The organism is Streptomyces sp. NPDC051104 (assembly GCF_040682835.1).
In the GTDB taxonomy this organism is placed as follows: Bacteria; Actinomycetota; Actinomycetes; order Streptomycetales; family Streptomycetaceae; genus Streptomyces; species Streptomyces cynarae.
Window position 1 is genome coordinate 150,938 of record NZ_JBFBBS010000004.1, and the last position, 14,718, is coordinate 165,655.

Below are 14,718 nucleotides of genomic sequence, written 5' to 3' on the forward strand. Positions count from 1 at the left end.
CCAGAAGGTCGACTCGTTCGTGCTGTACGGGGATCTGCCGCCGAACGGCAGCTCCTGCGGCCCTGAGCCGCCCGGCTGACCCGGGCTCAGGCGAGGGAGAGCTCCGGGGTGTAGAGGTCCAGCCAGAGGGCCAGGTCCAGGGCCCGTTCCAGGCCGTGGCGCGAGGCCTGGGTGATCTGCGGGGTGTCGCGGTGGGCGGCCCGGCGCAGCCGTTCGCGGTCGACCAGGTCGAAGACGGGGTGGGAGGGGCGGGCGAGGAGGTCCTTCGTGTGTTCCTGGAGGGCGAGGGCGTACTTGGGGTCCTGGGTGGAGGGGTAGGGGCTCTTGACCCTGTCGTACACGGACTTCGGGATCAGGTCCGCGGCCGCCTCCCGCAGCAGGCTCTTCTCGCGTCCGTCGAAGGACTTCAGCGCCCAGGGCGTGTTGTAGACGTACTCGACGAGCCGGTGGTCGCAGAACGGCACCCGCACCTCCAGGCCGACCGCCATGCTCGTACGGTCCTTGCGGTCGAGCAGGACCCGTACGAAGCGGGTCAGGTGCAGATGGCAGATCTGCCGCATCCGGTACTCGAAGTCGCTCTCGCCCTCCAGGCGCGCGATGTCCGCGACGGCCGTGCGGTAACCGTCGGCGATGTACGCCCCGAGGTCCAGGGTCTCGGTGAGGTCGGGGAGCAGGACGTCGGCGTCCTCGCCCCAGTCCCGGCCGTAACGGACCAGCCAGGGGAAGGTGTCGGCGCGGCGCGCCTCCTCGTCGAAGAACTGCTGGTAGCCGCCGAAGACCTCGTCGGCGGACTCCCCGGACAGCGCGACGGTGGACTGCTCGCGGATCGCCTGGAACAGCAGGTAGAGCGAGGTGTCCATGTCGCCGAGACCCATCGGTAGGTCGCGGGCGCGGATGACCTCGGCGCGTACGTCGAGGTCGGCGAGGGCCTGGGCGTCGAGGACGATGTCCTGGTGGTCGGTGGCGCAGGCGCGGGCCACGTCGTGCACGAACGGCGCGTCGGGGGTGGCGCGCAGTTCGTCGGCGACGAAGTGGTCGGCCTGTCCGACGAAGTCCACGGCGAAGCTGCGCACCTTCTCGCCGTGCACGGCCAGTTGCCGCGCGGCCAGCGCGGTCATCGCGGAGGAGTCGAGGCCGCCCGACAGCAGGGTGCACCGCGGCACGTCGGCGACGAGCTGGCGGCGCACGATGTCCTCGAGCAGCGCGCGGACGGTGGCGATGGTGGTGTCGCGGTCGTCGGTGTGCGGTCGGGTCTCCAACCGCCAGTAGAGGCGCCGGTGTACTCCCTGCCGGTCGACGGTGACGACGGTGCCGGGCTCCACCTCGCGCATGCCGTCCCAGACGGCGTGCCCGGGCGTCTTGACCAGTGCGAGCAGCTCCCGCAGCCCGTCGAGGCGGATCCGAGCGGGGGCCAGCGGGTTGGCGAGGATGGCCTTGGGTTCGGAGCCGAAGAGGACGCCGTCGGGGGTCGGGTGGTAGTAGAAGGGCTTGATGCCCATGCGGTCGCGGATCATCACGAGTGTGTCGCGGCGGCCGTCCCAGAGGGCGAAGGCATACATGCCGTTGAGACGCTCGGCGAGCGCGTCGCCCCACTCCAGATAGGCGCGCAGAACGACCTCGGTGTCCGAGTCGGTGGTGAAGCGATGGCCCAGGGCAGTCAGCTCACGGCGCAGCTCGGTGAAGTTGTAGGTCTCCCCCGAGTACACGAGCGCGACGGTGCCCTCCGGGGTCTCGGCGGTCATCGGCTGGCGTCCGCCGGGCAGGTCGATGATCGCGAGCCTGCGGTGGCCGAGGGCGGCGGCACCGCCGATCCAGGTGCCGCTGTCGTCGGGACCCCGGCAGGCCATGGTCCGCGTCATCGCATCCAATGTGGCGGTCTCGGTCCGCAGATCACGATCGTAGGAAACCCACCCGGTGATGCCGCACATGTGTTGCCTCCCGCGTCCGATCGCCGGGGACACCGCGTTCACCTGCGGCTTCGCAGGGATCGAGCTTCGCCCCGACAAACCAGTTGTACTAAGCAGCTATATGTCGAGCGTGTGTCATGCCGCGGCAGGCGGTCAACGCGTCCGCACCTCGACCGGGCTCGACCGGGCTTGCCCTCCCCACTGTTTCGGCCGGGTTTTACGTCTCGTTACGCGCCGATGGGCCTCATCGAGGGACGCGGCCGTCGGGTGTCGGCCACGGGCAAAGAGTTTCCCAACATTCCGGTTCCTCTCGGGTGCCGCCGGCTCACGGGACCGCGCCGCCGCCCAGCCGGATGCCACAGTAATCACTTTGTCCACAGTTGCCCCGAATGCCCGACAAGCGAATCGGTCCTAAGGTGCTGATATGGAGCACGCCCTCAGTCCCACGACTCTCGCGGAACTGCGCCGGCCGCGGCCCTACCCCGCGGTGTCGGTGCTGACGCCGACGCACCGCCGCGCCACCGAGCACGCGGAGGACCGGGTACGGCTGCGCAACGCGCTGGCCGACGCCAAGAAGCAACTCGAGGCCGACCCGGCGGTCCCCAGGGAACGCCGTATCGACGTCGCTGACCAGCTCGACCGGGCACTCGCCGAGGTCGACCTCGGACACGCCGAGGACGGCCTGGTCATCTTCGCCGCACCGGGCGAGCACCAGGTGTGGTCGCTGGCCCGCACGGTGCCCGAGCGTGTGGTGCTCTCGGACACCTTCCTGACCCGCAACCTGGTGGCCGCGCAGGTCGCCGAGCGGCCGTTCTGGGTGCTCACGGTCTCGGCCGACCGGGTGACGCTGTGGAACGGCGGTGCCGGCCACGTCGTGGAGGAGCGCGTCGGCGGCTTCCCGCTGACCCGGAGCCGGGAGAACTTCGACGCCGAGCGCCAGATGCAGATCGGCGACACGCCGAGCACGTCCCGCGACGAGACGACCCGCCGCTTCTTGCGCGAGGCCGACACCGCGATGAGCAGGATCCTGCGCCGGTATCCACGCCCCCTCTACGTCGCCGGCGAGCAGGCCGCGCTGTCCGTTCTGGACGAGCTCGGCACCGTCACCAAGGACGCGGTCCACGTCCGCCACGGCGGTCTCACCCACGGCACCCCCGACGCCGTGTGGCAGGCCGTCCAGCCGGTGATCGCCGCCGAGGAGCACAGGACCGTCGACACGGTCAGCCGTGAGCTGGAGTCGGCCCGGGGCCGCAAGGCGTTCGCCGCCGGTGTCGACGAGGTCTGGCAGAACGCCTCCGACGGACGCATCCGGCTCCTGGCGGTGGAGGAGAACTACCGCATCACGGTCCGCGCCGACGGCGGCGACCATCTGGTGCCGGCCGAGAGCGGCGACCTGGACGCCCGCGAGGACATCGTGGACGAGATCGTGGAGCGCTGCCTGGACACCGGCGCCGACGTCCGCTTCGTCCCGGACGGCGCCCTGGGCGACGCGCAGGGGATCGCCGGGGTGCTCCGCTACTGATCCGCTCACCCGCCGAGGCTTCTGCCGAGGCCGTCCTCTCCGCGGTCTACCCTGCCGGGGACGGTCCACGGCGAGGGAGGGCGGGGCACATGGGCGATCTGCTGGGCGTGGCGGTACTGGGTGCGGGACACATGGGCGCCGACCACATACGTCGGCTGGACCGCGTGGTGAGCGGAACGAGGGTGGTGGCCGTGGCGGATCCCGAGACGGACCGCGCCGAGGAGGCCACGGCCGGTGTCGAAGACGTTCTGGTGCACGCCGAACCCGAGGCCGCGCTGGACGCGCCCGGCGTCCAGGCCGTGCTGATCGCCTCGCCGGGCCCGGCCCATGAGGAGGCGCTGCTCGCGGCCTTCGCGCGCGGACTGCCGGTGCTGTGCGAGAAGCCGCTGGTGCCGGACGCGGCCGGGGCGCTGCGCGTGGTGGAGGCGGAGTCCCGGCTCGGCCGGCGCCTCACGCAGGTGGGGTTCATGCGCCGGTACGACGCCGAGTACCTGCGGCTGAAGTCGCTGCTGGACAGCGGTCGGCTGGGGAGGGCGCTGATGCTGCACTGCGCGCACCGCAACGTCTCCTCACCTCCCGGTTTCACCACCGCCATGCTGATCAACAGCTCCGTCTCGCACGAGATCGACGCGGCCCGCTGGCTGCTGGGCCAGGAGCCGACCGCGGTGACCGTGCTGCGCCCCGGGCCGTCCTCGAACGCTCCGGACGGCCTGCTCGACCCTCAGTTCGTGCTGTTCGAGACATCGCAGGGCGCCCTCGTCGATGTGGAGATCTTCGTCAACACCGGCTTCGGCTACCAGGTGCGCTGCGAGGCCGTCTGCGAGGGCGGCAGCGCCCGTATCGGTGACGGGCACTCCTTGGTCGTCACGACCGCGGACGGCGCGCGTGAGGAGGTCGCGCAGGACTATCTCGTACGGTTCGCCGACGCCTACGACCGCGAGGTACAGGCCTGGGTCGACGCCACCCGGCAGGGGCGGGTCACCGGGCCCTCCGCGTGGGACGGCTATGCGGCCTCCGTGGTCGCCGAGGCGGGCGTGCGGGCGCAGGAGAGCGGCGCCCGGGAGGCGGTCACCCTTGCACCGCGCCCCGAGCTGTACGGGGGTGATGGCCGCTGACAGCCTCAGCGGAGCCGTACACGAATTCATCACCCGTACATGTGCACGATCTGACGTCTGTATCGCGGACGCCAAGTGGCGTACGCTCCCTACGACTTGCCCGGCCGGACTAGCCCGTCACCGGCTCCGACCACTTCTTCCGCAAGCCTTTGGCATATGCCAGAAGCACCACCGTATCGGGTGTTGCCAAATCCCTTACGCCCCGTCGCCGGCTGTGCCACAGTCGTAACGGTCCTTCCGCCGGACCTGGTCGAACCGTCCCCGCATCGGAGTGCGTCATGCCACCCCATCTCTCCGCGGACCGCCCCCCCGCCCCCCCGCCGCCCGGCCGCGACTCGGTCGACGCGCTCATCTCGCAGACCCGGCGGCTGCGCGACGAGGTGGACGCCGTACGGCGCGAGGCGCCCGAGGACGGCACGGACCCCGAGGGCCGGTGGCAGCGTGCGCTGTGCGACCTCGCACTGCACCAACTCAGCGACCTCGACACTCACTTGGCGCAGTTGCGCGACGGCCCCCCACCCGTGCCCGCCGGACCTCCAGCGCCGCCCGGCGGCTCCCTGCTCAGCCGGGTCGGCAGCGCGGAGTGGAACCTGCTGTCCGACGAGGCGAGTTGGTCGGGCGAGCTGTACCAGATCCTCGGCCGCGAACCCTCCTCCCCCGCCCTCACTCTCGACGAACTGCCCTCGCTGGTGCACGACGAGGACCGGCCGCTGCTGACGGCGATGGTGACGGACTGCCTGGTCGACGGCAAGCCCATCGACGGGGAGTTCCGGATCCGTCGCCCCGACGGCGAGGTCCGCACGGTGCACATGATGGGCGAGCCGGTGCTCGACGCCGACGGCAGCACCGCCTCGATGTGGGCCGTGCTGCGGGACGTGAGCGAACTGCGCCGCAGCCAACGGACGGTGCGCGAGACCGGCGACGCGATGCAGCGCCACCGGGCCCGGACCGAACATCGGCTCGCGGCCGAGCTCCAGAAGGCCGTGCTGCCGCAACGGCGCGGCTCGCTACGGCTCCCGCGACAGGGCACCGGCGCCCTGGACCTGGCCGCCCGCCATCTTCCCGCGTCCGCGAGCACACCGATCGGCGGCCACTGGTACGACGCGTTCGACCTGCCCGACGGGGACACGCTGCTCGGCGCCGGCGACCTCACCGGACACGGCATGACCGTGGCCTCCGGCATGGCGACCCTGATCGGTGCCCTCCGGGGCATGGCCATGGCCGGCACCGCGCCCGGCCGGCTCCTGAGCTGGCTCAACCAGCTCCTGGACGCCTCCGACCAGCCGGCCCTGGGCAGCGCGCTGTGCTGCCGCTATCGGCCCGCCACGCGCACCCTGAGCTGGGCGCAGGCCGGGCACCCCGCCCCGCTGCTGTTCCGCGACGGGACGGGGCGCGTGCTGGCCGGACCCGAGGGCGTCCTGCTCGGGGCGAGGCCCCAAGCCGCCTACGGGCAGGCCGAGGAGACCCTCCGGGAAGGCGACCTGCTGCTCCTGCACACCCACGGGCTGGTCCCGCGGCACACCGGCACGGAGGCCGTGCAGAGGCTGCTCGACCTGGCTCCGCGCCTCCGCGCAGACCGCACGGCCCAGGACTGCGTACGGACTGTCGTGGAGGAGTTCGGTGAGAGCGGGCGCGAGGACGATGCGTGCGTGCTCGTCGCCAGGGTGGTCTCCTGACGGTCAGGGAGACGGGGCAGGACGGCTCCGCCCTGTTGTCGGCACGGACGTACAGGCCCTTATGCCTGCGCCCAGTTGCCACCCCTCGGCTTGGACACACCCTTCGGGAGCGCCTGTTCGATCTCCTCACGCAGATCCTGGATCTTCGGATAGCTCGAGTACTGCGCGGTGAGCCGGTACATCTCACGCAGCCGGTCCCAGGTGCGCTGGGAGGAGTTCGCCCCCATGGACGTCAGGGCCAGGCGGGCGTAGCGGTCGGCCTGTTCGGGGTCGTCGGCGATGAAGCAGGCCGAGGCCATGGAGATGTGGTCGAAGATCTTCGACCGGTCCCGGCCGGCTCCGCGCAGCTCCAGCGCCTCCTTGGCGTGGCGCTGGGCGATGAGGGCCGCGCCGGGCTCGTATTCGGCGAGGGTGCGGTAGGCCAGGGCCTGCATGCCGTGCAGGTCCGCCTCGTCGAACATCTGCATCCAGCTCGGCGGGGCCACGTCCCCCTTGTCGGAGACGAACAGGTCCTCCGCCTCGCCGAGGGTGCGCCGCATGGCCTGTCCCTTGCCCATCGACGCCTGCGCCCAGGCCTCGATGGTGCAGAGCATGGCCTTGGTGCGCGGCAGCACCTCGTCGCCGGAGCCCGACCTGGCGAGCTGCATCAGGTCCAGGGCGTCGTCGGGACGGCCGAGGTGCACCATCTGCCGGGCGGCGCGGGAGAGCGCCTCCCCGGCGCGGGGCCGGTCACCGCCCTCGCGGGCCGCGTGCGCGGCGATGACGAAGTACTTCTGTGCCGTGGGCTCCAGGCCGATGTCGTGCGACATCCAGCCCGCGAGGACGGCGAGGTTGGCGGCGACGCCCCACAGGCGGCGCTGCAGATGGTCGGGGTGGCGGTAGGCGAGCATGCCTCCCACCTCGTTGAGCTGTCCCACGACGGCCTTGCGCTGCAGGCCGCCACCGCGGGCCGCGTCCCAGGCCCGGAACACCTCCACCGAGCGCTCCAGCTCCTCGACCTCCTGCGACCCGATGGGGGCGGCCTCGTAACGGTCGAACCCGGCGGGGTCGGCGTGCAGGGGGTCGTCGTAGCGGGGGGCGTCGGCCGCCAGGGCCGGATCGGTGCGCAGCCAGTCGTGCATGGCGCTGCTGAGTGCGGATCCTGCGGCGAGCGCGGCACCCGCGCCCACCAAGCCGCGTCGGTTGAGCATGAGGTCCATTCCCGTGAATTCGGTGAGGACCGCAGCCGTCCGCTCGGGCGCCCATGGCACTCCGTCGGGGTGCTTCGCACTCCCTTCGTCACACCGTCTCCCCGCGCGCCCGTGCCGGACCAGACCGAGGTCCTCGATGGTCACGACACGGCCGAGTCGCTCGGTGAACAGCGCCGCCAGCACCGGAGGCACGGGATCGCGCGGGATCTCTCCCATGTCGATCCAACGCCGCACCCGCGAGGTGTCGGTCGCCAGTTGGGGGTGGCCCATGGCCGCCGCCTTCCGGTTGACCATCCTCGCGAGTTCACCCTTGGACCAGCCGGCCAGGCCGAACAGGTCCGCGAGGCGGGTGTTGGGTTGTGCGCTCACATCAAGCCCCCAGGTTCTCGGCTGAGTTGACAGTAGCCCGCTGTCAGTTGCAGCGGGACTATTCGCCAGGGTTCGCCAGGGTGCGCCAGATGGTGTGCCACGGCCCATCGGGTGTCAGGTAGGAACGCGCCACCCCGACCCGGTCGCCGCAGGGACATTCCCCAGGGTGCGCCGGCGGCGGCCGGGCCGGGTGGGCGCGGAATTCGCAGGCACACGAAGGGATCTGTCTCACCTATGTACGCAGCATCGTCCTCCGTGTCCGCCCCGCCCCGGCCGCTGCGCCCCCGCCCGGGCGCCGGCGGCCCCTATCTCGAGCCCGCGCGACCGGCGGCCCCCATGCTCGGTGCCGGCAGGACGCGGCGCGTCCCGGGCGTCGGCACCCAGCCGCTCAGCGGGAGAATCGACCTGTCCGGCCCCCAGGGCGCGCAACTGCGCACGGCGATCGCCTCGGTGCACCGCATCTGCCCGGAGTTCACCCCGGTGCAGGTACTGCGCCGAAGCGGACGTTCCGTGCTCCTCGTCGGCACGACGGGGCGCAGTACGGCCGTGGCCAAATGTTTACTGGACCACTCCCCCATCTGGTCCGAGCGCTTCAGGCACGAAATAGCGGCGTACCGGTCGTTCGTCCGGCACCGCCCTCCGGTACGGGCGCCTCGACTGATCGCGGCGGACCCTGACAACTGCACCTTGGTCATCGAGCGGATGCCCGGCCGGGTGGCCGCGCTGCAGCGGCATCCGGTGGAGGCGCCGCCGCGCGCGGACATCCGGGCGGCCCTGGGCGCGATCTGCCGGCTGAACGCGTGGCGTCCCCCGGCGGGCACCTTCGGCGCCCCGCTGGACTACGCGGAGCGGATCTCGCGCTTCCACGATCTGGGGCTGCTCACGGACCGGGACATGGGCGATCTGCAGAAGCTGCTGCACGGCATCGCCCACGCGGCGGGCCGGCAGGGCATGGGCCAGTTCTGCCACGGCGACGCGCTGCTGTCGAACGTCCTGCTCTCGCCGGCGGGCCCGGTGCTGCTGGACTGGGAGCACGCGGGCTGGTACCTGCCCGGGTACGACCTGGCGACGCTGTGGGCCGTCCTCGGCGACACCCCCGTGGCGCGGCGTCAGATCAGCCAGATCGCGCAATCTGCGGGACCGGCGTCGCGCGACGCGTTCCTGGTGAACCTGATGCTCGTCCTGACCCGCGAGATCCGCACGTACGAGACGGCCGTGCAGCGTTCGATGCACGACACGACCCCGGCGGCACCGGGAGTGGCCCACCCGGGCGCTGCGCCGTCCGGCGAGGAGCAGCGGCTGCTGCTGCGGCGGCTGCACGACGACTGCCAGATGGCCCGGCGGGCCGTACGAGCGGCGGTCGGCACTCGCTGACGGGGACGCAGGTCCGCGGAGCGCTCACGAAAGTGGCGCACCGCGGACCTGCGTCGTGTCCGGCCGACCAGGGACCCTTCGGCGGCCCGCCGTTCGGCTCATTGGTCCACGCCAGTGACGCCCCGCAGGCCCTGTCACCGCCGTCGCGAAACTTCCGGCAACCGCTGCTGACGTGGGAATTCGCCTGAGCGCAGGCATGATTGACGGATCGTCGGTCACCGAGTACCACTGACGGACGTTCGGCCCCGCACGCCCCAGAGCGCCCGACCGTCCCAGGAGGCTGCATTGCGAGGATCCACCACCGACCCCCATGCCCCTGCCGGGCACAGACGCACCTCCAGGACCGCGGGCGCCGTCGCCTCGGCGGCACTGCTGCTGCCGCTGCTGGGCGCCGCTCCGGCCCCCGGGCAGGACACCCCTGCCGGCCTGCGGAGCGCGTTCGCCGCCGCGTCCGCCCAGTACCACGTACCGCGGACCGTGCTGCTCGGCGTCTCCTACCTCCAGTCCCGCTGGGACACACACGGCGGCGCGCCGAGCGTCGCGGGCGGTTACGGCCCCATGCATCTGACGGACGCCCGCACCGCGATCGCCACCGAGGCGGCGCACCACGGCGATGGCGCGGACGACGCGCGCGGCGACCAGGCCCGTCCCGCGCTGCTGCCCACCACGCAGGTGCCGGCCGACGCGCAGCTGCCGGCCCGGCTGAAGACGCTGACCCGGGCCGCCATGCTGACCGGCCTGCCGGCCGAGCGGCTGCGCACCGACCCGGCGGCGAACATCGCGGGCGGGGCCGCCCTGCTCGCCGCCGCGCAGAAACACCTCGGCGAGCCGCTGAGCGCCGACCCGGCCGACTGGTACGGGGCGGTGGCGGAGTTCTCCGGCGCGGACGACACCGCCACGGCGGCCGCGTACGCGAACGACGTCTTCGCGGTGCTGCGCGAGGGCGAGCAGCGCACCACGGACACCGGTGAGAGCGTACGCCTCGCCGCGGAGCCGGGCCTCGCGCCCGACACCGCACAGCTGGGGCGCGCCGGGCTCCACACGGCCGACGCGGACGGGACCGAGTGCCCGAGGAGCGTGTCCTGCGAGTGGATCCCGGCACCGTACGCGCAGTTCGGCGACAACGACTACGGCAACCACGACCTGGGGCACCGGCCGGGCTCGCAACGCATCAGGTACATCGTCATCCACGACACGGAAGGCCAGTGGGACGGCGTCCTCAAGCTGATCCAGGACCCGACCTATGTGTCGTGGAACTACACCGTGCGCTCCACGGACGGACTGATCGCCCAGCACGTGAAGGCGAAGGACGTGGCCTGGCACGCGGGCAACTGGTACGTCAACGCCGCGTCGGTCGGCATCGAGCACGAGGGGTTCCTCGCCTCGCCGGACGCCTGGTACACGGAGGCGATGTACCGCTCGTCGGCGCGGCTGGTCAGGTACCTCGCGCGGAAGTACGGCATCCCGCTGGACCGTCAGCACATCCTCGGCCACGACAACGTTCCGGGCCCGACGTCGTCGTACATCCCCGGGATGCACACGGACCCGGGCCCGTACTGGGACTGGCGGCACTACTTCGAGCTGCTGGGCAGGCCGTTCCACGCCACTGCCGGGCCGAAGGGCGGGCTGGTGACGATCCTGCCGGAGTACGCGGCGAACCAGCCGCTGTACTCGGGCTGCACCACCGCGGGCGGGCCCTGCGCGGCGCACGGCTCCAGCGAGGTCCGGCTGTACAGCGCGCCGGACGACTCCGCGCCGCTGATCAAGGACATCGGTCTGTACCCCAAGGGCGGCGAGTCGACGATCGACGTGAACGACGTCGGCTCGAGGGCCTCCACGGGCCAGCGGTACTCGGTCGCGGACCGGGACGGGGACTGGACGGCGATCTGGTACCTGGGCCAGAAGGCCTGGTTCAGGAACCCCAAGAAGCAGCCCACGGCGGTGAACGCGTCCGGGTTCGTGGTGACGCCCAGGGACGGTCTCACGGACATCCCGGTGTACGGCCGCGCCTACCCCGAGAAGGAGGCGTACCCGGAGGGGGTGCCCGTGCAGTCGGTCTCGCCGCTGCCGTACCGGCTGCCGGCGGGCCAGCGGTATGCGATCGGCGGCGTGGTGCCGGGTGAGTACTACTACTCGACCACCTTCACCACCGACTCGCACCGGGTGGTGGCCGGAAAGGACCTGTACTACGAGGTCCAGTTCGGCCACCGGGTGGCGTTCGTCCGGGCGGCGGACGTGCGGGTGGTGCCGTCGGCGTCGTAGCACGAAAGGAAGGGCTGGGACCACGGGTGGTCCCGGCCCTCCGGTGCCTTCGGGCGTGTCAGCCCTGCTGGAACAGCTCCGCGGGCAGGGGCTTCAGCAGCGCGTACAGGTCGTCGGTGATGGGGCGGTCCCAGGCGGCGATGGTCACCAGGACGCCGTCGCTGCGGTCGAACTGGACGCAGGAGATCCGGCCTTCGGAGAGCTTGAGGCGGCGCACGATGAGGAGGTTGTCACCCTGCATCACCGGGATGTCCTCGCTGCCGACGACGGTGACCTCCTCGTCGTTCTCCAGCGCGAGCAGGAGCTGGGCCACCTCGAAGGGAACCTCGCCCTCGGCGACGTCGCGGGCCGGGGAGCCCTCCGGCAGATTGCCGATGATCATCGCGGGGCCGCGGCCGCCGAAGAGGTCGTAGCGCAGGAAGACGCCCTGGCAACTGCCGTCGGGCGCGGGCAGCAGACCGGCACCGAGATTGCCCGGCCAGTCACCCGGGTCCATGGCCAGTACGTCGAAGTCGGGCCCGGCGGGGGTGGCACTGCGGCGGCGGAGGAAGGACATGCCGCCATGGTACGTGCCCGACCGCGAAAGGCCCGCCCGCCGGCGAGGCCGATCACGCTCCGCCGAGCCCTAGTCGATCATGCGCGCCGCACTTGAGCCGATCACGCTCCGCCGAGCGGGACGCGTCGCGCGATCACCCGGCGCCGGCTGATCCGCCAACCGTCCCGGCCGCGTACGACCGTGTCGTCGTAGGTCACGCTTCCGCAGGTGCCGTCGGCGTGGACACCGAGGCCCTTGGACAGGGCGCGCACCTGCCCGGGGGTGATCTCGGTGAGGACGACGTTGGTGATGTGGTGCGCGATCGGGTTCGCCGCGCCGAGGGCGAGGGAGGCCTCGCGGATGGCGGCGATGCCGGCCAGCGGCTCCTGGCCGAAGTCGGTGACGTCGTAGACGACGTCGTCGGTGAACAGTTCGTCGAGCCGGTCCAGCTCACCGGCGTCGAACAGGTGCCCGTGCAGGGAGAGCAGCTCGGTGACGGCCGTCCGGTCGTCGGCGTTCAGTGCCATGGCCTTCCACCTCCGACGTGATCATGCCATCGGGCGGGGTCGGTCGCGGCGTGTTCGCCCGGTTCATCCGGCCGGCTCCACGTCGGGTGGGATCACCGCGACGGGGCACGCCGCGTGCAGCAGGACCGCCTGGGTCACCGAGCCGAGCATGCGGGCGGGGGCGAGGAGGCGGCGGCGGTGGCGTCCCACCACGACCAGTTCGGCGCCGCGCGACGCCGCGACGAGGTGGCCCGCCGCGTCGCCGGGGGGCGTGGAGAGGTCGGCCGGCACGTCCGGGTGCTGTGCGTGGTGGGGGCCCAGGAGGCCCGCGGCCAGGGTCCGGATCTCGTCCTCCACGGCGTCCTCGTCGACGGCCGGAGGCATGAGTTCGCCGGGCGCCGGCCAGATCTCCAACGGCGGCCAGGGGTGGGTGGCGATCACGTGCAGCCGGGCCTCGCGGCGGGCCGCCTCCGCGAACGCGAAGGCGAGCGTGGCCTCGGCGGGGCTGTCGACGTGCAGACCGACGACCACACGCCGACCGGGCGCGACGGGCGGCCCTTCGTGCACCTCGCGGCCCGGGCGCGGCACCACGACCACCGGGCAGGCGCTGTCGCGTGCGGCGGCCAGGCTCGTGGAGCCGAGCAACAGGGCGGCGAAGCCGCCGCGGCCCCGTGAGCCGAGCACCATCAGCTGGGCGTCGGCTCCGAGTTCCGGCAGGACCGCGGCCGGGAAGCCGTCCACCGCCAGGTAATCGGCGACCGGACGGTCGGTTCTGTCGTGCGGACGCGCCCTGACCTCCTCGAGCACCGGGTCCTCGGCCGGCGCCGGGGGTCCGGCGACCAGGGCGTCGGGCTGTGCCCAGGGCCCGTACTGCCGCACATGGACCACGCGCAGCGGTGCCGCGCGCAGCCGTGCGGCGGTCAGTGCCCAGTCCAGGGCGCGCAGGCTGTCGTCCGATCCGTCGACGGCCGCGATGACCGGCTCGGTGCTCATGGAATCCTCGCCTCCGGGACGCGGCTGTGTTCGGAGCTCAGAGCTCAGCCTGACGCAGAGGGCGGCCCCGGCGCGGGTTCACCGACCGCGTGTGCGGAGATCCGGCAGCGGGCGAGGACTCGGCGGGTGAGGACTCAGGTGAGGTCGAACTCCCCCTCCCGTGCCCCCGACACGAAGGCACCCCACTCCGCGGGAGTGAAGATCAGGGAAGGACTCTCGGGGCGGCCGCTGTTGCGCATCGCGATGAAGCCCTCCACGAAGGCGATCTGGACATCCCCGAGCCCTCGGCTGCTGGACTGCCACTCGGCGTTGCTGAGGTCCAGCTCCGGCTTGTCCCAGCCCGCCAGCGGGTGCTGCTGGATGGTGCTCTCGGCCACGTCCGTGCTCCTCCCGGTTCGTCGTCCGCGGCCAGCCTAGCGATCGCATCGCACGGCCGACAGGGCACGTTAGGGGGATGCGTTCAGGAGCTCGGCGGCCGGTCGCCGACCAGCCACATGGAGAAGAACTGCGACCCGCCGCCAGAGGCGTGCCCGAGCACCCGGCGGGCCCCGTCCACCTGGTGTTCCCCGGCCTGCCCGCGCACCTGGAGCGCCGCCTCCGCGAAGCGGATCATCCCGGAGGCGCCGATGGGGTTGGTGGACAGCACCCCGCCCGACATGTTGACGGGGAGGTCTCCGTCGAGTTCGGTCGCCCCGGCCTCGGTGAGCTTCCAGCCCTCGCCCTCGTCGGCGAAGCCGAGGTTCTCCAGCCACATCTCGCGCAGTGCGGGCACATACCGCTCGGGTACTACAACGACCCGGGAAAAACGGCGGAGACGTTCTTCGAGAAGGACGGCGAGCGCTGGGTGCTGCTCGGCGACATGGCGACGGTCGACGAGGAGGGCGTCGTCACCGTCCTGGGGCGTGGCTCGCAGTGCATCAACACCGGCGGCGAGAAGGTGTACCCGGAGGAGGTCGAGCAGGCGCTCAAGTCGCATCCGGACGTGTACGACGCACTGGTGGCCGGGGTCCCGGACGCGACGTGGGGCAACCACCTGGCGGCGGTGGTGCAGATGCGCCGGGCGCGGCGCATCCCTCCCTGGAGGACATCCAGGCCCACTGCCGGACACGGTTCGCGGGCTACAAGATCCCGCGCCAGCTGGTCGTCACGGAGGTCATCCGGCGCTCGCCGAGCGGCAGGGCGGACTACCGCTGGGCCAGGGAGGTGGCGGTGGCGGCGGACCGCTCCGGCCACCGGTGACGGGGGCGGGGCCTCTTACTTCCTTCTCAC

The 14,718-nt window shown here is 72.1% G+C and carries 11 protein-coding genes and 2 pseudogenes; 6 read left to right on the forward strand and 7 right to left on the reverse strand.

All coding sequences use genetic code 11. The annotated features are described in order from the left end of the window. Positions 1-86 precede the first annotated feature (86 nt). Positions 87-1,928 (reverse strand): asparagine synthase (glutamine-hydrolyzing), encoded by a 1,842-nt coding sequence (gene asnB, locus AB0N14_RS08860; protein ID WP_366024992.1) that lies wholly within the window; start codon positions 1,926-1,928, stop codon positions 87-89. Positions 1,929-2,331: 403 nt separating this feature from the next. Here asnB and AB0N14_RS08865 point away from each other — a divergent pair, with 403 nt between their 5' ends. The 3 genes from AB0N14_RS08865 to AB0N14_RS08875 all read left to right on the forward strand — a co-directional run bounded on the left by AB0N14_RS08865 (position 2,332) and on the right by AB0N14_RS08875 (position 6,220). Next, entirely contained in the window at positions 2,332-3,429 is a 1,098-nt protein-coding gene (locus tag AB0N14_RS08865) for a chemotaxis protein (protein ID WP_366024993.1), read from the forward strand. Positions 3,430-3,518: 89 nt separating this feature from the next. Continuing rightward, a complete protein-coding gene (locus AB0N14_RS08870; protein ID WP_366024994.1) occupies positions 3,519-4,544 on the forward strand; it encodes a Gfo/Idh/MocA family oxidoreductase in 1,026 nt (341 codons plus the stop codon). Positions 4,545-4,822: 278 nt separating this feature from the next. Then, a complete protein-coding gene (locus tag AB0N14_RS08875; protein WP_366024995.1) occupies positions 4,823-6,220 on the forward strand; it encodes a SpoIIE family protein phosphatase in 1,398 nt (465 codons plus the stop codon). A gap of 59 nt (positions 6,221-6,279) precedes the next feature. On the opposite strand, the gene AB0N14_RS08880 is transcribed toward AB0N14_RS08875, so the two are convergent. Continuing rightward, positions 6,280-7,779: a hypothetical protein gene (locus AB0N14_RS08880; protein WP_366024996.1), complete on the reverse strand. Its 1,500-nt coding sequence runs from the start codon at positions 7,777-7,779 to the stop codon at positions 6,280-6,282. Between the two features lie 234 nt (positions 7,780-8,013). Here AB0N14_RS08880 and AB0N14_RS08885 point away from each other — a divergent pair, with 234 nt between their 5' ends. Together AB0N14_RS08885 and AB0N14_RS08890 are read left to right on the forward strand one after the other, a co-directional pair. Beyond that, on the forward strand, positions 8,014-9,153 hold the full coding sequence (locus AB0N14_RS08885; RefSeq protein WP_366024997.1) for an aminoglycoside phosphotransferase family protein: 1,140 nt from the start codon (positions 8,014-8,016) through the stop codon (positions 9,151-9,153). A gap of 285 nt (positions 9,154-9,438) precedes the next feature. After that, entirely contained in the window at positions 9,439-11,415 is a 1,977-nt protein-coding gene (locus AB0N14_RS08890) for a peptidoglycan recognition family protein (RefSeq protein WP_366024998.1), read from the forward strand. A gap of 58 nt (positions 11,416-11,473) precedes the next feature. Here AB0N14_RS08890 and AB0N14_RS08895 read toward each other — a convergent pair whose 3' ends face one another. The 5 genes and pseudogenes from AB0N14_RS08895 to AB0N14_RS08915 all read right to left on the reverse strand — a co-directional run. Beyond that, entirely contained in the window at positions 11,474-11,971 is a 498-nt protein-coding gene (locus tag AB0N14_RS08895; RefSeq protein ID WP_103844891.1) for a hypothetical protein, read from the reverse strand. A 101-nt stretch (positions 11,972-12,072) separates the two neighbouring features. Next, complete coding sequence (locus tag AB0N14_RS08900) at positions 12,073-12,477, reverse strand: nuclear transport factor 2 family protein (protein ID WP_366024999.1); 405 nt, start codon at positions 12,475-12,477, stop codon at positions 12,073-12,075. 63 nt (positions 12,478-12,540) lie between these two features. Next, positions 12,541-13,449 carry a universal stress protein gene (locus AB0N14_RS08905; RefSeq protein ID WP_366025000.1) on the reverse strand — a complete coding sequence of 303 codons (909 nt, stop codon included), beginning with the start codon at positions 13,447-13,449 and terminating at the stop codon, positions 12,541-12,543. Between the two features lie 134 nt (positions 13,450-13,583). After that, on the reverse strand, positions 13,584-13,826 hold the full coding sequence (locus AB0N14_RS08910) for a DUF397 domain-containing protein (protein ID WP_190176663.1): 243 nt from the start codon (positions 13,824-13,826) through the stop codon (positions 13,584-13,586). A gap of 83 nt (positions 13,827-13,909) precedes the next feature. Continuing rightward, a pseudogene (locus AB0N14_RS08915) lies at positions 13,910-14,203 on the reverse strand (thiolase domain-containing protein); the annotation flags it as partial. On the opposite strand from AB0N14_RS08915, the pseudogene AB0N14_RS08920 reads away from it, so the two are divergent. Next, positions 14,204-14,688: pseudogene (locus AB0N14_RS08920) on the forward strand (acyl-CoA synthetase); the annotation flags it as partial. Positions 14,689-14,718: the final 30 nt, after the last annotated feature.

Excerpts from the sequence above, each read along its gene's own strand:
- AB0N14_RS08885 (WP_366024997.1), top strand. The coding sequence starts at position 8,014 with ATGTACGCAGCATCGTCCTCCGTGTCCGCCCCGCCCCGGCCGCTGCGC.
- AB0N14_RS08875 (WP_366024995.1), top strand. The coding sequence starts at position 4,823 with ATGCCACCCCATCTCTCCGCGGACCGCCCCCCCGCCCCCCCGCCGCCC.
- asnB (WP_366024992.1), bottom strand. The coding sequence starts at position 1,928 with ATGTGCGGCATCACCGGGTGGGTTTCCTACGATCGTGATCTGCGGACC.
- AB0N14_RS08900 (WP_366024999.1), bottom strand. The coding sequence starts at position 12,477 with ATGGCACTGAACGCCGACGACCGGACGGCCGTCACCGAGCTGCTCTCC.
- AB0N14_RS08870 (WP_366024994.1), top strand. The coding sequence starts at position 3,519 with ATGGGCGATCTGCTGGGCGTGGCGGTACTGGGTGCGGGACACATGGGC.
- AB0N14_RS08905 (WP_366025000.1), bottom strand. The coding sequence starts at position 13,449 with ATGAGCACCGAGCCGGTCATCGCGGCCGTCGACGGATCGGACGACAGC.
- AB0N14_RS08895 (WP_103844891.1), bottom strand. The coding sequence starts at position 11,971 with ATGTCCTTCCTCCGCCGCCGCAGTGCCACCCCCGCCGGGCCCGACTTC.
- AB0N14_RS08865 (WP_366024993.1), top strand. The coding sequence starts at position 2,332 with ATGGAGCACGCCCTCAGTCCCACGACTCTCGCGGAACTGCGCCGGCCG.